The organism is Micromonospora sp. DT15, from assembly GCF_049841475.1.
Taxonomy (GTDB): domain Bacteria; phylum Actinomycetota; class Actinomycetes; order Mycobacteriales; family Micromonosporaceae; genus Micromonospora.
Genome location: NZ_JBNCKJ010000002.1, coordinates 271,628 through 288,103 on the forward strand (window position 1 = coordinate 271,628; position 16,476 = coordinate 288,103).

Below are 16,476 nucleotides of genomic sequence, written 5' to 3' on the forward strand. Positions count from 1 at the left end.
TGGGAAGGGTTTCAGGCGACATGGACATCCGTGGTATCGACCACATCGAACTCTATGTGGGGGACGCCCGACAGGCGGCCTTCTACTTCAGCACCGCCGTCGGCTTCGAGATCTGTGGCCAGGGCGGTCCGGAGACCGGGCTGGCGGGGCAGCGCTCACTGCTGCTCTGCCACGGCGACATCCGGTTGCTGCTCACCTCCGGGCTGAGCGCCGAGCATCCGGCGTCGCGGTACGTGCAACGCCACGGTGACGGCATCGGGGTCGTCGCCGTCGAGGTCGACGACGTGCCGGCCGCGTACGCCGAGCTGGTGGGTCGGGGCGCGACAGGGGTGACGCCGCCGACCACCCGCACCGGCGCGGACGCCGAGGTGGTGACCGCCGAGGTGGACGGCTTCGCCGACGTGCGGCACCGGCTGGTGCAGCGCCGGGGCGAGGGGAGCGAGTTCCTGCCCGGCGCCATCACCGCGGCGACGTCCACGACGGACGGCCACCCGCCGGTGCTCGCCGAGATCGACCACCTGGCGGTCTGCGTGCCGCCCGGCCAGCTCGACGAGACGGTCCGGCACTTCGAGGCGCTGTTCGACTTCGCGCAGATCTTCGAGGAGCACATCGAGGTCGACGGACAGGGCATGAACTCCAAGGTGGTGCAGAGCCCGTCCGGGCGGGTCACTGTGGTGCTGCTCGAACCGGACCGCAACCGGCGACCCGGGCAGATCGACGCGTTCCTCGACCAGCACGCCGGTGGGGGAGTGCAGCACCTGGGGCTGCGCACCGACGACATCGTCGGCGCAGTCGAGGCGCTCGGCCGGCGCGGGGTGCGCTTCGCCGGCACCCCCGCCAGCTACTACGACGCCCTGGAGGCGCGGGTCGGTCGGGTCGACGCCCCACTGCACCGGCTGCGCGAGCTGGGTGTGCTCGTCGACTCCGACCACGACGGCCAGCTGCTGCAGATCTTCGCCGAGTCGATGCACGTGCGTCGCACGCTCTTCCTGGAGTTGATCGAGCGACGCGGCGCGCGCGGCTTCGGCAGCGGCAACATCAAGGCCCTCTACGAGGCCAAGGAGCGGGAACTGGCCACCGCGGTGGCCACACCACAGGGGGTGGGGGCATGACCGCGACGGAGTACGAGCCGACGTTGACCGCCGAGGAGCAGGCGCTGCTGCCGTCCGACGACGACGTGCGGCACTACGCCGAGCACGGCTGGTACCTGTCGAAGAAGGTGTTCACCGACGACGAGGTGGACGCCCTCGCCGCCGCCACGCAGCGCTACTACGACGGGGAGCGGGACCGGCGGCTGCCGGTACGCCCACCGAAGCTGGCCTACTGGGAGCCCTCCAAGGGGCCGGTGCAGCGGCACAACGACTACGTCCACCACGAGCACGACGGGCTCGGCGCGATTCTGCGCAAACCGCTGCTCGGCGCGGTCGCCGCCCGGCTCGCCCGAGCCGACGAGATCCGGGTCTTCCAGTCCACGCTGATCTACAAGCCGCCGATCTCCGGCGAGCCGAGCAACATCGTGCCCTGGCACTTCGACAAGCACTACTGGGCGTCCTCGTCGTCGGAGAAGATGCTGACCGCGTTCATCCCCTTCCACGACTGCGGGGAGGAGATGGGCACCATCACGATGGTCGACGGTTCGCACCGGTGGAAGGAGATCGGCGCGGACGACACTGTGGTGCGGCACTTCGCCGACCGGGACCGCAGCCAGCTGGAGGAGATGCTGGCCGAGAACGCCGCGTACAACGGCGCGGAGATCCGCAAGATCCCGATGGTGATCCCCAAGGGACACGTCAGTTTCCACCACTGCCGCACCTACCACGGCAGTGGCCCCAACGTCAGCGGTCGCCCCCGACAGGCGATCTCGCTGCATTTGCAGGACGGCGACAACGCCTGGCGGGAGTATCCGCTCTCCGACGGCACGCTCGCCTCGTACAACCACGACGTGCTGGTCCGCCGCACCCACGACGGGCGGCCGGACTACGCGGACCCCGATTACTGCCCGGTCATCTGGCGCCACCGCGCCCAGCAGGGAGGCTGACATGTCACGCTACGACTGGGGTAAGACGCACCCGGGCATCGAGCGGTTGGAGCGGGCGGTGACCGACCGGCGCGACGCCGTGGTCAAGCACCCGCTCTACGCCAACCTCGACACCCACGACGCGCTGGTCACCTTCATGCAGCACCACGTCTTCGCGGTGTGGGACTTCATGTCCCTGCTGAAGTCGCTGCAACGGCAGCTGACCTGTGTCACGGTGCCGTGGATCCCGACCGGCCCGACCGGCAGCCGCCGCCTCATCAACGACATCGTCATGGTCGAGGAGAGCGACGAGCTGGGCGGTGGCTACATCAGCCACTTCGAGCTGTACGTGGGGGGCATGGCCGAGGCCGGCGCGGACACCACGGCGGTGAACGCGCTCATCGACCTGCTGCGCGCCGGCCGACCGGTCACCGAGGCGCTCGCCGAGGCCGGGGTGCCGGCCGCGTCGGCGAGGTTCGCCGCGACCACCTGGCAGATCATCGAGTCCACCCCGGTGCACTGCCAGGCGGCGGCGTTCGCGTTCGGCCGGGAGGACCTGATCCCGGACATGTTCACCCAGGTCGTCTCGGTCAACGAGGTCAGCAACCGGCTGCACACCTTCGTCGACTACCTGGAGCGGCACATCGAGGTCGACGGCGAACAGCACACTCCGATGGCCATGCAGATGCTCGCCGACCTGTGCGGCGACGACGACACCAAGTGGCAGGAGTGCGCCGACACCGTCAACACCGCCCTCGCCGCCCGGGCACGGCTCTGGGACGACATCCTGGCCGCCATCAAGGGGCCCGTGTGACCGACGCCGACCCGGTCCGGCTCTACCGCACGGTCCGGCTGATCCGCCGGTTCGAGGAACGGGCGGTGGAGATGGTCCACGGTGGGCAGATCGTCGGCGGCATCCACCCGTACCTCGGTCAGGAGGGGATCGCCGCCGGCGTCTGCGCCGCGCTGGGCGCCGACGACGTGCTCGCCGGCACCCACCGTGGGCACGGGCACGTCCTGGCCCGCGGGGCCGACCCGGCCCGGATGCTCGCCGAGCTGTGCGGCCGGGTCACCGGCCTCAACGCCGGCCGGGGCGGTTCGATGCACGCCGCCGACCTGAGCATCGGCGTGCTCGGGGCCAACGCGATCGTCGGCGCCTCGGGGGCGATCATCACGGGTGCGGTCTGGGCCCACCGCCGCCGGGGCCGCGACACCGTCGGGGTGAGCTTCTTCGGCGACGGCGCGGTCAACGAGGGGATGCTGCTGGAGGCGTTGAACCTGGCCGCGCTCTGGCGGGTGCCGGTGCTGTTCGTCTGCGAGAACAACGGTTACGCGACCACCATGGCGGTGGCCGGCGCGGTGGCCGGCAGCATCGCCGGCCGGGCCGCCGCGTTCGACATCCCGGCCGTCCAGGTCGACGGCCAGGACCCCGAGACGGTACGCGTCGCCGCGTGCGCCGCCGTCGACCGGATGCGCGCCGGCGGCGGCCCCGAGCTGATCGAGGCCCGGACCTACCGCTTCGACGTGCACCACACCTTCGAACACGCGGTACGCCTCGACTACCGGCCCCCCGACGAGGTGACCCGTGGTCGGGCCCGGGACCCGGTGCGCATCCAGGGTGAACGCCTCACCGACACCGACCGCGCCGCCGTGGACGCCGAGGTCGAGGCGACCCTCGACGCGGCGGTGCGGTTCGCCCTGAACAGCCCGCAACCCGACCCGGCCGACGCGTTGACCTACCTGTACGCCAGCGGCCTGACCGCCCGCACCGGAGGTGGCTGAGGTGCCCCGACTGTCGTACCGCCGGGCGCTGACGAGGGCCCTCGGCGACGAGTTGGCCCGCGACGAGGCGGTGTTCCTGCTCGGCGAGGACGTCCAGGTCGGGGCGTCGCTGGTGACCACCGGGCTGGCCAAGCGGTTCGGCAGCGACCGGGTCCGCGACACCCCCCTGTCGGAGCAGGCGTTCACCAGCTTCGCCACCGGTGCGGCGCTGGCCGGGCTGCGCCCGGTGATCGAGTTCCAGATCCCGTCGCTGCTGTTCCTGGTCTTCGAACAGATCGTCAACCACGCGCACAAGTTCCCGTTGATGACCGGCGGGCAGTGCCGCGTTCCCGTCACCTACCTGGTGCCCGGGTCCGGCTCGCGTACCGGGTGGGCCGGGCAGCACTCCGACCACCCGTACAGCCTCTTCGCCCACGTCGGCGTGGTCACCGTCGTACCCGCCACTCCGGCCGACGCGTACGGGCTGCTGGTCACCGCGATCCGCCACGACGACCCGGTGGTGGTGTTCGCCCCGGCCGGCGCGATGGACGTGCGTGACGACGTCGACGACCTGACGCCGGTGCCGCTGGGCCGGGGTCGGATCCACCGTTTCGGCGACGACGTGACAGTGGTCGCGATCGGGCACCTGGTGCACGACGCGCTGGCCGTCGCCGAGGAGCTGGCCGACCAGGTCTCGGTGGAGGTGTTCGACCCGCGCACCCTGTACCCGTTCGACATCGACGGTCTCACCGAGTCGGTGGCCCGCACCGGACGCCTCGTGGTGCTCGACGACGGCAACCGTTCCTGCGGCATGGCCGCCGAGATCATCACCTCGGTGGTGGAGCGGGTCCGGCTGCTCGCCCCGCCGCGCCGGGTCACCCGCCCGGACGGGGCGGTGCTGCCGTTCGCCCCGGCACTGGACCGGGCCGTCCAGCCCGGCCGCGACCAGCTCGCCACCGCGATCCACCTCACGATGAAGGACGGCTCATGACTGATCCGCACTACCCGTGGCCGGCGGCCGACCGGGCCTGGAACGACCTGCCGGAGCCGGCCCGTCGAGCCATGGTGGCAAGCGGGGCGGCGGCCTGGGAGCAGGTCTTCCACGGTCGGGCGACGTACAACAAGCAGTGGCGGTTGGCCCGGCCCCCGGTGCTCACCGCCGACGCCTGGCGGCAGCTCAACGAGGTCTGCGATCGGCTGGCCCAGCTCATCCTCGACGCCTGCCGCCGGCGGGCCGACACCGCCGGTGAGCTGCGCCGGCTGCTCGGCGTGCCGGCGGGGGAGACCCGGCTGCTGGACGAGGCCGAGCCGCTGACCGAGGCGCTGCTGGCCGCGTACCGCCCGGACGTCATCTTCTCCGCCGGCGTGCCGAAGTTCGTCGAGTACAACATCGACAGCAGCCTCGGTGGCGGGTTCGACGCCGACACCGTCATCCAACGGTACGAGGGTCTCTACCGGGAGCACGGCATCCTCGACGACCTGCCGGTGCGGGCCGCGCCGTCGCTGCTGGACCAGCGGTTCGTGGCGATCCGCGAGGAGCTGCGGCTGCCCGAGGGCGCCCGGGTGGCGCTGTTGATGGACTTCGACGGCGACTACCCGGGCCTCGACGACCCGCAGACGTTCATCCGGATCCTCGACCCCCTCGCCGTACGGGCCCGGGACTTCGGCATCGACCTGGTCATCGCCCCGGTCGCCACCGCCAGACTGGACGCCGACAGCCGCCTGGTCGTCGACGGCGCACCTGTCGACGCGCTGTTCCGGCTGTTCGTGCCCAACCGGGTCACTCCGACCGCCGGTCTGGACGCGGTGGCCGTGGCCCTCGCCGCCGGCACCCTACCGATGTTCGTGTCAGCGGCAGCCTGGCTGCTCGGTAACAAGACCACGTTCGGTTGGCTGTGGGAGGACGTGGACGGGCTGCCCGCCGACGACCAGGCACTGATCCGCCGGCACGTGCCGTACACGGTGCCGTTGACCGCCGCGGTGCTCGACCGGGCCATCGCCGAGCAGGCCACGCTGGTGGCGAAGCCGGCCGACGGTTCGGCCGGGCACGGTGTCCTGCTCGGCCCGGAGCTGAGCGCCGCGGACTGGGCCGACGGTGTGCGGGCCGCCGTCGAGCAGGGCGGCGCCATCCTTCAGGAGTACCTGCCGACCGACCGGGTGTCGATGGACTTCGTCCAGATCGAGACGGGTGAGACGGTCACCGCCGACGTCCCGTACTCCCTGGCCCCGTACCTGTTCGGCCGGCACGCCTCCGGCGGCCTGGCCCGGGTCGGCTACCCCGGCTGCGACGGCATCCTCAACCTGGCCCACGGCGTCCTCCTGACCGGAATCCTCCTGAGCGACTGAAGACCCGGCCCCACCCCCACCCGCGGTGATCATGAAGTTATTGCCCCGCGCTGCGGCGTGTCGTGGCAATAACTTCATGATCAACAGGTGGGTAGGGGTGGGGTCAGGGAATGCGGGGGGTGCGGTGGGGGGAGAGGACGCGCAGGGTCTGGGCCGTGGCTATGGCGTCGCTGCGGGCGCTGCCGTGGCGGCCGTCGGTGCTGTAGAGGCTGGGATCGGCCGTCAGGGGATGGTCGGTCAGGTGCACGTGGATCGTGTTCAGCCGCTCGGCCAGGTTCGCCGTGTGGGCCGACAGGCGGCGCATCCTGTCGCCCAGGCCGGGCCGGAGGTGCGCGGGCACCGCCGGGCTGTGTGAGACGTCGAACATGCCCACTGTGATCACGTCGGCGCCCACCTCGCGCAGCGCGACGATCATCGCGGTCAGCTCGGCGTCCACCGCCTCCGCGTCGTACGCCGGGTGAAAGGCGTCGTTGCCGCCGCAGACGACAAGCGCCAGGTCCGGTGCGAAGGCCAGCGCCGGGCCGAGCTGGGTGGCCCGCACCTGGTGCGCGCGCAGCCCGCGTCGACCCAGATTCCGGTACGCCAGTTCGGGGCGCACGGCGGTCAGCTCGGCGGCGACCCGGTCGACCCACTGCATGTCCGGGTAGCCCGGTGTCGGCTCACACATGCCCTCCACGACGCTGTCGCCGAGCGCCACGAACCGCCGCCACCGGTGCCCGCTCAGCAACTCGGTCGCCTCCCCGGGGCGCAGACAGTACGGGTCCGTCGATTCGGTGAGCGTCGATGGCATGCCGGCACGCTAGCCGACCGCCGGGCTGCCGGGCCAGGCTCAGCCGGTCAGGCTGACCTCGGCCAGGTAGACACAGGTCTTCCCCTCGTGTGACGAGTAGTAGCTCACCCACAGCAGGTCGTCGTGCCAGACCAGCCCGGGGTAGCTGGTGTCGCCACCGGACGGCAGCGCGACCAGTTCGGTCAGCTCGCCCCGGTCCGCATCGACGACGCAGATCGCGGTGCGGACCTCGCCGTCGTGCAGGCGCACCCCGGCCAGCAGCAGCCCGTCGGGCAGTCGGAGCAGCGCCGGCCCGCCCACCTGGACACCCAGATCCGTCCAGGTCCAGTCCCGGTACGGCGGCACGGCACGGCCGAGCTGCGCGCTCGCGGTGGCCGCGTCCCGCCGCAGCAGGCACACTGCGGTACCGTCCGGCGCGAAGACCAGGCCGGACTCGTTGGGGTACCCGTCAGCGAACAGCGTCGGCACCCACTGCCGCAGGTCCAGCCCGTCCGTGCTGCGGTAGAGCCGGGCGAACCTCGGCTCCCGGGTGGCGTAGCCGACGCCGTACATCGCGTCGTCGTGCCAGGCCGCCCGCCACACCCAGACGCCCGGCTCGCCCACCGGGGTCGGATCACCCCAGGTGTGACCGTCAATGCTGAGCCAGGTCACCGTCTGGAACGTCTTGCTGGCCGCGCCGGTGGCGGCCGCCGCGAGCAGTTGCAGCCGCCCGTCGGGGCGCGCCACGAAGCGGGGGTCACGCAGGTCGGCACCGGGCTGCGCGATGACCGTCGTGGAGGTCCAGGACCGGCCGTCGCTCGACGTCAGTACCCGGATCACGCCGTCGTCGCTGAGGTGGGTGCGGGCCTCCCGGAAGGCGCAGAACCAGCTTCCGGCGTACCGGACGAGGTCGGTGAACGCGCTGTGCGGCGCGCTGTCGCCGATCCGGAGCACGGCGACGACCTCCGCGGTGCGGCGGCGGGTGGGTGACGACGTCATACGCGGCGGCCTCCAGGTGCGGTGACGACCGTAGACGCTAGTCAGCCGTCGCCGACGCCCACGCGACCAGCAACCGAACGTCCGACGAACAACGCGCGGGCGCTGTCGGATCGGCGTCGTTGGCGCGACTAAATCGGCGCGCTGGGCCGGGATGTTGGCACCCACCGCCCACCATGGGCGGTGGGTCGACCGTGGAATCAATCGGCGAGGGAGGTGACCGGATGCTCGGTTCAATGCTTCAGGCTCTCGCGACGAAACTGGTCGAGGAGATCCTCAAGCTCCTGGTGCAGTGGTTGGCGCCGAAGGCGCTGCGGTCGGTGCCGCACCGCGCCTCGCCGAACTGCCCACGCTGCGGCGGGTACGGGGTCCGCCGCTGGGCGCCGGGCGGCATGTGGATGTTCCTGCCGTCCCTGCTGACCTTCGCCTGGGGTTTCGGGTTCACAGTGCTCGGTGTGCCGGTGGTCGTGCTCGCTGTGGTCGCCGAGTTGGTCTCCGACGGCCTCGGCGGAGTGCCGACCGCGCTGCTCGCGCCGCTCGGTCTGCTGGTCCCCGTCGCGCTGATGATCGCGGGCGCGTTCGGTCTCGCCCACTACCACAGCTACCCGCCGAAGTGGTGCGCCCGCTGTCACGGCCGGTGGCCGCACCGGGACCGGGACGAATACCTCCGCGCGTCGGTGCCGGTGTTGACCTGCGGCTGCGGTCAGCGGCTCCGGGTGCCCCGGGCGGCAGCCGGGACGCGGCTGCGCTGCCCGCGTTGCCGTACCGAGCACGCCACCCGGGCCCCGGCCGACCGGTGACGGTTCAGCGGCGCGCGTGGTGTTCGGTGAGGAGTTCACCGGGTGGTGGCGGGAGTGGGCCGCACCGGTGTCTCCGGGCCGGAGGCCCTGCTCAGCAGCGGGTACGCGGTGACCACCAGGCACGCCGCCGCCATGGTCAGCAGGGCCGGGGTGAATCCCAGCGCGTCCACCGACCAGCCGCCGAGCAGCGCGCCGACCGGCAGACCGACGAACGCCAACGAACCGGCGATGCCGATCACCCGGGTCTGCAGCTCCGGCGGCACCCGCTCGTAGAGCGCCACCCCGAGCAGCGGGTTGACCGCCGCGATGCCGATTCCGGACAGGAACGTCACCACGAGCACCACCGGCAGCTCGTCGCTGATCGCCAGCGCCACCAACCGGGGCGTGCCGGCGACCAGCGCGCCGACCAGGAACGTCAGCCGCCGGGGCAGCCGGGGCCCGAGCGCGGTGAACACCAGGTTCCCCAGCAGCGCGCCCGCCGAGAACGCCGCCAACACCAGACCGAGGCCGCTCGGGCCGGGAAGCTCCCGGGCGACCCAGACCGGGATGTAGACGGCCACGCTGGCGTTGGCCACCATGTTCAGCGCCGAGATGACGGCGAGCATGCCGAGCAGCGGCCGGTCCCGGCCCAGGTAACTGAAGCCACCCCGCAGGGCGCGCAGGTAACTCTCCGGCTGGGTGGGTTGCGTCGGGGCGGCCGGCGGACGGACCAGGACGCCGATGAGCAGCGCGCAGACCCCGAAGCTGGCCGCATCGATGAGGATCGCCTCGGTCACCCCGAAGACGGCGATCAGCAGGCCGCCCACCGCGGCGCCGAACAGTGTCACCACCCGGCTGAGCCCGTCGTACGCGGAGGTCAGGCGGATCAGCGGCACTCCGGCGGCCTCCGCGACCGGTCGGAACATCACGTGCTTCACCCGGTCCCCGATGCCCCGCAGCGCGCCGGCCACCGCGACGAGCGCCACCAGCGGGACGAAGCCCAACCACGGGGTCAGCGCCACGACGACCATCACCACCGCGCTGCCCGCGTCGCAGAGGATCGAGGTACGGCGCAGGCCGATCCGGTCCGCCCAGGGTGTGCCCAACGCGCTGGACAGCAGGTACGGCAGGGTCTCGGCGAACGCGACCAGTCCCATCTTGGTGGGGCTGCCGGTGGTGACCAGCACCAGCCACGGAATGGTCACCACCGAGATGCGGGTGCCCAGGTTGGAGATCAGGTCCGCGCTGACCAGGACGACCAGTTGCCGGCGGGGGGTCACGCCCCGACCGCCGCCGCCCGACGGGCCGCGTACCGCGCGCGCAGCGCCCGCTTGTCCACCTTCATCGACCGGTTGACCGGCAGCCGGTCGATGACCTCCACAGTGGCCGGCGCCCACATCTCGTTGAGTTCGACGGTCACCAGGTCGATCAGCTCCGCCCCGGTGACCGTCGCGCCCGGCCCGAGCACCACGTACGCGTGCGGCACCTCGCCGACCGTCTCGTCCGGTACGCCGATGACGGCGGCGGCCCGTACCTGGGGGTGCCCGACCAGCACGTCCTCGATGGGACGGCAGAAGATCGCCCAGTTCCGGCGATGCGTGACGATCATGTCGTGTGCCCGGTCGACGAGGTAGAGGTAGCCGTCGTCGTCGAGGTGGCCGATGTCGCGGGTCCGCACCCACCCGTCGACGAGCGTCTGCGCGGTCAGCTCCGGCTGACCGTGGTAGCCGGCGAAGCTCAGTCGGGTCCGTACCCACACCTCGCCGTCGCGGCCCGTCGGCAGCACCGCGCCGTCGTCATCGCGGATCTCAATGTGGACGTCGCCGTAGGGCCTTCCGCATGAGCGCAACCGTTCCGGGTGCTCCGGATCGTCGGTCAGCCCGGGCAGCGCGGTGATCACGACCGCCTCGCTGAGGCCGTACACGATGCGCAGCACCGGGCCGAACCGGGCGATGGCTTGGCGCAGCCGGGCGGGCGCGGCGGGCCCGGCGCCCACGTTGAACATGAACATGGCGGAGAAGTCCGCGCCGACCAGCGCCGGGTGGTCCAGCACCTCGTAGAGCATCGGCGGCGTGACGAAGGTCGAGTTGATCCGCTCCCGTTGCACGGTGTCCACGAAGGCCACCGGGTCCCAGTCGTCGCGCAGGAACAGCACCCCGCCGGTGAACAGGTTGAACAGCGTGGTGATCTGCCCGCTGGCCAGCCACATCGGCGAGTGCGACAGGTGCCGCAGCAACGGGAACCCGGCGGCGCGGAAGTCGGCGGCCAGGGCGAGGATCTGGGCGTAGAAACTCTCCCGGTGGTGCACCAGCTTCGGGCTGCCGGTGGTGCCGCTGGTCTGCAGGAACGACTCGGGCGCCGGCACCGACGCCGGCAGGCCCGTCACGTCGGCGTCGGCGTCGGCGTCGGCCGTGAGATCGGGCCCGGTGCCGCCCGAGCCCAGACAGCACACCGGTGTGCCGGGCAGCGCGGCGGCCAGCTCCGGGCCCAGACTGGCCCGATCCCGGGCGTCGTAAACCAGGGCGTCCGGGCGGGCCAACCGGATGAACTCGTCGACCTCCCGGCGCGCGGTCACCGGGGCGACCCACATCGTCCGGCAGCCGAGCAGATGCAGGGCGAGCTGTAGCAGCGGACCCTCCACCGCGTTCGCGACTGTCACCAGCACCGCCGACCCGGGCCGTACGCCGTGCCGGGTCACCGTCGCGGCCATCGCCCGGACCAGTGCGGCGGCCTCGGTGTAGGTGAGTCGGCGACCGGCGCCGACAAGCGCCTCCCGGTCGCCGAACTCGGCGAAGAGGTCCAACACCCTGTCCACATAGGTAGTGGTGTGCCCGGGTCCGTCAGTCATCCGGCAGCCCCCATTTGAGAAAAGCGGCGGTCCCCGGGCAGTTCCGGTGACGACGCGACGGTGGCGCGGTTGGCGACCGCACCGCCGCCGCCTGGAAGCCTAGGCGCGAACCGGCTGGTCGGGACCGTGCCGACGGGCGATCCGAACGGCCCGCCGGACATTTGATCGCGTCGATCAGGTTGATTGACGCCCGTCAGCGGCGGCGGCTAGGTTTCTGGACCATCGTCCAGGCGGGCGCCGTCAGCGGACGGCCCTGGGCTGCCACACGATGGAGGTTCCATGGCAACGGCAACCCCGAAGAGATGGCATGTCATCGCCGCTGCGGCCGCGCTGTTGGTCGCCGGCGCACCCGCCGTCGTCGCCAGCGCCGGTCCGTCCGGCACCGCCGCCGGCCGACCCGACTCCCGCGCCGAGTGGGCGGGCAGTTGGGCCACCGCGGTCACCCGGGGCAACTCGGTCGGGCTGACGAACACCGGCCTCAACAACCAGAGCGTCCGGATGATCGTGCACGTCTCCGTGGGCGGCCCGGCGCTGCGGGTCCGCCTGAGCAACCTCTACGGCGAGCAGGCGGTCACCGTCGGTCGCGCCACCGTCGCCCGGCCGAACACCGCGACACCGGACGACCTCTCCGACATCGACGCGGCCTCGGTACGTCCGTTGAGTTTCACCGGTGCGACCACGGCGACAATGAACCGGGGCGCCGAACTGCTCAGCGACCCGCTGGCCTTCCCGGTCGCTGACGACAGCGACCTGGTGGTCACAGTGCACTTCCCGACGCCGACCGGCCCGACCACGTTCCACGGGCAGTCCCAGCAGGCCAACTTCATCGGCGCCGGGGATCTGACCGGGGCGGCCGAGGGCACCGGCTTCACCACCCGTCCCACCTGCTGCTGGTTCTTCCTCTCCGGCGTCGACGTGCAACGCAAGGGCAGCCCTGGCGCGCTGGTCGTGCTCAGTGACTCCATCGGTGACGGCAACGGCAGCACCGTCAACGCCAACCGGCGCTGGCCCGACCTGCTTTCCGACCGGTTGCTCGCCGACCGGCCGGACAAGCGCACCCCGGGCGTGCTCAACCTGAGCCTGGCCGGCAGCCGGCTCAACCACGAGGGCACCGAGCCGGGCGACGGCAACTACCCGGGCTACTACCAGCTCGGCCCGAACGCGGCGGCCCGGCTCAACGAGGACGTGTTCCCGCAGACCGGTGTGCGTACCGTCGTCACCCACCTGGGCATCAACGACATCTGGATGTCGAACGACTCACCCGAGGCGATCATAGGCACGCTGCGGCAGATCAACCAGCAGCTCCAGCAGCGCGGGCTGACCAGTTTGGTGGCCACGCTGACCCCGTACGAGGGGCACGGCGCGCCGGGTGTGTGGACGCCGCAGAAGGAGGCCACCCGCCAGGCGGTGAACGCGTACCTGCGCGGCAGCAGGGAGTTCGACGGGCTGCTCGACTTCGACCGGGTGCTGCGCGACCCGGCCCGGCCCAGCCAGTTGCTGCCCGCGTACGACTCGGGGGACCACATCCACCCGAACGACGCAGGCAACCAGGCATTGGCAGACGCCGTGCCGCTGCGGCTGCTCGACCTGTGATCCGGACCGGGGGTGGCGGGTGATCCCCGCCGCCCCCGGTCACCGACATCCTGGGGAGGAGTTCGATCATGGAGGTAGGGGAGTTACTCACCGGCCTGTACAGCGAGCAGGGCAGACAGGACCCGTACCCGTGGTACGCGGAACTGCACCGGCTCGGCCCGATCAGCGCGGTGCCGGCGCGCGCCGAGCACCGTACGGTGGCCGCGGTCGCTGTCGGCTACGACCTCGTCGACGGGTTGCTGCGCGATCCGGAATGGACGAAACAGCCGCCGCCGGGCTGGGAGGAGCAGGAGATCCTGCGGACCTTTCAGACCTCGATGATGTTCGTCAACCCGCCCGATCACACCCGGATGCGGCACGTCTTCTCCCGCACCTTCACGCCACGCCGGCTCGGCGCGCTGGAACCGGTGATCCTGCGCGTGGTCGACGAGCTGCTGGACCGGATGGCGGACGCCGGGGATGGCGTGGTCGACTTCGTGGCCGACTTCGCGTACCCGATTCCGGCCCTGGTGATGGCCGAGTTCGTCGGCATCCCGGCCGCCGATCTGCCGTGGTACCGCGAGCGGGTGGAGTGGATCGACGAATTCCTGGACGTGGCGGGGAAGACCCCGCAGCGGCTGGCTGCGGCCAACACCGCCGCTGAGGAGTTGCGGGCCTTCTACCGGGAGTTGATCGGGCACCGCCGCCGGCTGCCCGGGGACGACCTGCTCAGCGCGTTGGTCGAGGCGCTCGACTCCGGGGAGGTGGAGCTGACCGAGGACGAGTTGGTCAGCAACCTGATCGTGCTGTTCAACGCCAGCTTCGTCACCACCGTCTACATGTTCAGCAACGGGCTGCCGCTACTCCTGGCCCACCCGCGGACGGTCGCGGCGCTGCCCACCGACGCCACGCTGGCGCAGGGCTGCGTCGACGAGGTGCTGCGGTTGGCGAGCCCTGTGCACTTCCTGGCCCGCGCCGCGCCGGCCGACACCGTGCTGCACGGCGTGCCAGTCGCCGCAAACGACAACGTGCTGATCATGATCGGGGCGGCCAACCGCGATCCGGCCCGTTTCCCGGCCCCGGACACCTTCGACCCGACCCGTCCCGGCCCGCCGTCGCTGGCCTTCGGGGTGGGTCTGCACTTCTGCCTCGGCGCGGCGGTGTCGCGGTTGGAGGGTCGCCTCGCGCTGCCCCGGCTGTTCGCCAGGTTCCCCGCGCTGACGGTCACCGAGACACCGACGTTCAGCGGCAGCCTGTTCCTGCGTGGCATCGACAAGCTGCTGGTCAGCACCGGCGGATAGGAGCGACATGGCAGCACACCCGGAGGTGGCCGCGTACCGGGCGGCCCGCGCCGCGGCCGGCACCCCACCGCTGTACGCACAGACCCTCTCCGAGGCGCGCGCCGCGGACCTGGCCGCGATCCGCGCCGGCAGCGGCGCGGTCGAGCCGGTGACCGAGGTACGCGACGAGCGGATCCCCGGCCCCGCCGGGGAGCTGCCACTGCGGGTGTACCGACCGGCCGGGTCGGGTCCGCTGCCCACCCTGCTGTACTTCTTCGGCGGCGGGTGGACGCTCGGCAGCATCGACACCGCCGACGGCATCTGCCGACGGCTGGCCAACGCGGTGCCCTGTCAGGTGATCACCGTCGGCTACCGCCTCGCCCCGGAGCACCCCTTCCCGGCGGCGGTGCACGACTGCCACGCCGCCACCTCGTGGATCGCCCGGCACGCCGACGAGCTGGGCGCCGACCCCACCCGACTGGCGGTCGGTGGGGACAGCGCCGGTGGGAACCTGGCCGCCGCGGTCACCCTGCTCAGCCGTACGGACGGGCCGCCGCTCGCCGCGCAACTGCTGGTCTACCCGAACACCGACCAGAGCGGCGAACCGGCCGGGGACGAGGACCCGGCGCTGTTCAACCGCCGTTCGGTCGTCTGGTACCGGAGGAACTACCTGGTCGACCCGGCCCACGCGAGGGACCCGCTGGCCTCGCCGCTGCTCGCCGAGGACCTGTCCGGGTTGCCGCCGGCGCTGGTGATCACCGCCGAACTGGATCCCCTGTGCGCCGAGGGGCAGCGGTACGCCGATCGGCTGCGCGACGCCGGCGTGCCCACCCGGCTGGCGCACTACCCCGGCATGATCCACGGGTTCTTCGCCATGCCGGGCACCTTCACCGACGGGCGGCGCGCGCAGGAAAGCGCGGCGGTCTTCCTCCGCGAGCGCTTCGGACTGCCGGCCTCGGCGGGCTCGGGCGAGGCGGCCGGCGTGGCCGCGGCGGGGCCCGGCGATGGGTGAGCGGGGGTTGGCCGACCGGCCGGCCGTGTCGCTCGCCGACTACGCCGAGCGCGCCCGGGCCGTGCTGCCGCCGGATGTGTGGGACTACCTGGCCGGCGGCAGCGCGTCGGAGGTGACCCTCGCCGCGAACCGTCGCGCGCTGGACCGGGTCGCGGTGCTGCCCCGGGTGCTGCGCGGCGTGGACACCGTCGACCTCGGCGCCCACCTGCTCGGCCGTCGGTACGCCATGCCGGTCGGGGTGGCGCCGATGGCGTACCAGCGGCTCGTGCACCCGGACGGAGAGCTCGCTCTGGCCGCGGCGGCCGGCGCGGCCGGAATCCCCTACCTGGCCAGCACGCTGGGCAGCACCCCCATCGAACAGGTCACCCGGGCGGGGGCGGACGTCTGGTTCCAGCTCTACTGGCTGCGCGACCGGGCGCTCGTCCGCGACCTGCTGGACCGGGTCGTCGCGGCCGGCTGCCGGGCGCTGGTGGTTACAGTGGACGTCCCGGTGCTCGGCCGACGTCCCCGGGACCTCCGCAACGCGTTCCGGCTGCCGAGCGAGGTGGTCGCCGCGAACCTCCCCGACGGTCGAGACGCGTTGGCCCACTCCGGCGCCCCCGGGGTGTCCGCGATCGCCGCGCACACCGCCGCGTCGTTCGCGCCGGCGCTGCGCTGGGCGGACCTGGCCTGGCTGCGCGAGCAGGTCGACCTGCCGCTGGTGGTCAAGGGGCTGCTGGACCCGCGCGACGCGACCGAGGCGGTACGGGTCGGCGCGGACGCGGTGGTCGTCTCCAACCACGGCGGGCGGCAACTGGACGGCTCACCGGCGAGCGTCACCATGCTGCCGGAGGTCGTCGACGCGGTCGGGGACGGCTGCCAGGTGCTGCTGGACAGCGGCATCCGTTGCGGCACCGACGTGCTGCGGGCGCTGGCGTTGGGTGCGGCCGGGGTGCTTGTCGGCCGACCGCTGCTCTGGGCGCTGGCCGTCGGTGGCGAACCGGCCGCCCGGGACGCGTTGGGGCTGCTCGCCGCCGAGCTGACCGACGCGCTCACCCTGGCCGGCTGCGCCGACGTGGTGGCGGCCGGCCAACTGCGCACCCTCGGGGTGGGCTGA

At 72.2% G+C, this 16,476-nt stretch carries 15 protein-coding genes; 11 read left to right on the top strand and 4 right to left on the bottom strand.

The window, feature by feature from the left end:
• Window positions 1-20 precede the first annotated feature (20 nt).
• Genes hppD through ACLQ3F_RS05400 form a run of 6 tightly spaced genes read left to right on the top strand, consistent with a single transcriptional unit; the run spans window position 21 to window position 6,124 of the window.
• Window positions 21-1,112, top strand: coding sequence for a 4-hydroxyphenylpyruvate dioxygenase (gene hppD, locus ACLQ3F_RS05375; RefSeq protein ID WP_425846670.1), 1,092 nt, complete (start codon window positions 21-23; stop codon window positions 1,110-1,112).
• Window positions 1,109-2,038, top strand: a complete 930-nt coding sequence (locus ACLQ3F_RS05380) for a phytanoyl-CoA dioxygenase family protein (RefSeq protein WP_357235173.1) — start codon at window positions 1,109-1,111, stop codon at window positions 2,036-2,038. Before hppD ends, ACLQ3F_RS05380 begins: the two co-directional genes overlap by 4 nt.
• A gap of 1 nt (window position 2,039) precedes the next feature.
• A complete protein-coding gene (locus ACLQ3F_RS05385; RefSeq protein ID WP_425846673.1) occupies window positions 2,040-2,831 on the top strand; it encodes a DUF3050 domain-containing protein in 792 nt (263 codons plus the stop codon).
• Window positions 2,828-3,799 carry a thiamine pyrophosphate-dependent dehydrogenase E1 component subunit alpha gene (locus ACLQ3F_RS05390; RefSeq protein ID WP_425846676.1) on the top strand — a complete coding sequence of 324 codons (972 nt, stop codon included), beginning with the start codon at window positions 2,828-2,830 and terminating at the stop codon, window positions 3,797-3,799. Before ACLQ3F_RS05385 ends, ACLQ3F_RS05390 begins: the two co-directional genes overlap by 4 nt.
• A 1-nt stretch (window position 3,800) precedes the next feature.
• Window positions 3,801-4,769 carry an alpha-ketoacid dehydrogenase subunit beta gene (locus ACLQ3F_RS05395; RefSeq protein ID WP_425846679.1) on the top strand — a complete coding sequence of 323 codons (969 nt, stop codon included), beginning with the start codon at window positions 3,801-3,803 and terminating at the stop codon, window positions 4,767-4,769.
• Entirely contained in the window at window positions 4,766-6,124 is a 1,359-nt protein-coding gene (locus ACLQ3F_RS05400; RefSeq protein WP_425846682.1) for a hypothetical protein, read from the top strand. The genes ACLQ3F_RS05395 and ACLQ3F_RS05400 overlap by 4 nt, the downstream gene beginning before the upstream one ends.
• Before the next feature lie 103 nt (window positions 6,125-6,227).
• On the opposite strand, the gene ACLQ3F_RS05405 is transcribed toward ACLQ3F_RS05400, so the two are convergent.
• Window positions 6,228-6,914: an SGNH/GDSL hydrolase family protein gene (locus ACLQ3F_RS05405; RefSeq protein ID WP_425846685.1), complete on the bottom strand. Its 687-nt coding sequence runs from the start codon at window positions 6,912-6,914 to the stop codon at window positions 6,228-6,230.
• Between the two features lie 39 nt (window positions 6,915-6,953).
• Window positions 6,954-7,892 carry a sialidase family protein gene (locus ACLQ3F_RS05410; protein WP_425846688.1) on the bottom strand — a complete coding sequence of 313 codons (939 nt, stop codon included), beginning with the start codon at window positions 7,890-7,892 and terminating at the stop codon, window positions 6,954-6,956.
• A 233-nt stretch (window positions 7,893-8,125) separates the two neighbouring features.
• Here ACLQ3F_RS05410 and ACLQ3F_RS05415 point away from each other — a divergent pair, with 233 nt between their 5' ends.
• Window positions 8,126-8,689 (top strand): hypothetical protein, encoded by a 564-nt coding sequence (locus ACLQ3F_RS05415; protein WP_425846690.1) that lies wholly within the window; start codon window positions 8,126-8,128, stop codon window positions 8,687-8,689.
• Between the two features lie 35 nt (window positions 8,690-8,724).
• On the opposite strand, the gene ACLQ3F_RS05420 is transcribed toward ACLQ3F_RS05415, so the two are convergent.
• The gene (locus ACLQ3F_RS05420) at window positions 8,725-9,948 is read right to left on the bottom strand and encodes an MFS transporter (protein ID WP_425846693.1); all 1,224 of its coding nucleotides are present in this window, start codon (window positions 9,946-9,948) and stop codon (window positions 8,725-8,727) included.
• Window positions 9,945-11,516, bottom strand: a complete 1,572-nt coding sequence (locus tag ACLQ3F_RS05425; protein ID WP_425846696.1) for an AMP-binding protein — start codon at window positions 11,514-11,516, stop codon at window positions 9,945-9,947. The genes ACLQ3F_RS05420 and ACLQ3F_RS05425 overlap by 4 nt, the downstream gene beginning before the upstream one ends.
• 312 nt (window positions 11,517-11,828) lie before the next feature.
• Between ACLQ3F_RS05425 and ACLQ3F_RS05430 the strand changes: the two genes are divergently transcribed.
• The 4 genes from ACLQ3F_RS05430 to ACLQ3F_RS05445 all read left to right on the top strand — a co-directional run bounded on the left by ACLQ3F_RS05430 (window position 11,829) and on the right by ACLQ3F_RS05445 (window position 16,476).
• Entirely contained in the window at window positions 11,829-13,109 is a 1,281-nt protein-coding gene (locus ACLQ3F_RS05430; RefSeq protein WP_425847388.1) for an SGNH/GDSL hydrolase family protein, read from the top strand.
• A 68-nt stretch (window positions 13,110-13,177) separates the two neighbouring features.
• Window positions 13,178-14,389, top strand: a complete 1,212-nt coding sequence (locus ACLQ3F_RS05435) for a cytochrome P450 (protein ID WP_425846699.1) — start codon at window positions 13,178-13,180, stop codon at window positions 14,387-14,389.
• 7 nt (window positions 14,390-14,396) lie between these two features.
• The gene (locus tag ACLQ3F_RS05440; RefSeq protein ID WP_425846702.1) at window positions 14,397-15,380 is read left to right on the top strand and encodes an alpha/beta hydrolase; all 984 of its coding nucleotides are present in this window, start codon (window positions 14,397-14,399) and stop codon (window positions 15,378-15,380) included.
• Window positions 15,373-16,476, top strand: coding sequence for an alpha-hydroxy acid oxidase (locus ACLQ3F_RS05445; RefSeq protein WP_425846705.1), 1,104 nt, complete (start codon window positions 15,373-15,375; stop codon window positions 16,474-16,476). The genes ACLQ3F_RS05440 and ACLQ3F_RS05445 overlap by 8 nt, the downstream gene beginning before the upstream one ends.

Coding starts and splice junctions, on each gene's coding strand:
- ACLQ3F_RS05380 (WP_357235173.1), top strand. CDS start 1,109: ATGACCGCGACGGAGTACGAGCCGACGTTGACCGCCGAGGAGCAGGCG.
- ACLQ3F_RS05435 (WP_425846699.1), top strand. CDS start 13,178: ATGGAGGTAGGGGAGTTACTCACCGGCCTGTACAGCGAGCAGGGCAGA.
- ACLQ3F_RS05410 (WP_425846688.1), bottom strand. CDS start 7,892: ATGACGTCGTCACCCACCCGCCGCCGCACCGCGGAGGTCGTCGCCGTG.
- ACLQ3F_RS05385 (WP_425846673.1), top strand. CDS start 2,040: ATGTCACGCTACGACTGGGGTAAGACGCACCCGGGCATCGAGCGGTTG.
- ACLQ3F_RS05400 (WP_425846682.1), top strand. CDS start 4,766: ATGACTGATCCGCACTACCCGTGGCCGGCGGCCGACCGGGCCTGGAAC.
- ACLQ3F_RS05405 (WP_425846685.1), bottom strand. CDS start 6,914: ATGCCATCGACGCTCACCGAATCGACGGACCCGTACTGTCTGCGCCCC.
- ACLQ3F_RS05415 (WP_425846690.1), top strand. CDS start 8,126: ATGCTTCAGGCTCTCGCGACGAAACTGGTCGAGGAGATCCTCAAGCTC.
- ACLQ3F_RS05425 (WP_425846696.1), bottom strand. CDS start 11,516: ATGACTGACGGACCCGGGCACACCACTACCTATGTGGACAGGGTGTTG.
- ACLQ3F_RS05445 (WP_425846705.1), top strand. CDS start 15,373: ATGGGTGAGCGGGGGTTGGCCGACCGGCCGGCCGTGTCGCTCGCCGAC.
- ACLQ3F_RS05440 (WP_425846702.1), top strand. CDS start 14,397: ATGGCAGCACACCCGGAGGTGGCCGCGTACCGGGCGGCCCGCGCCGCG.
- hppD (WP_425846670.1), top strand. CDS start 21: ATGGACATCCGTGGTATCGACCACATCGAACTCTATGTGGGGGACGCC.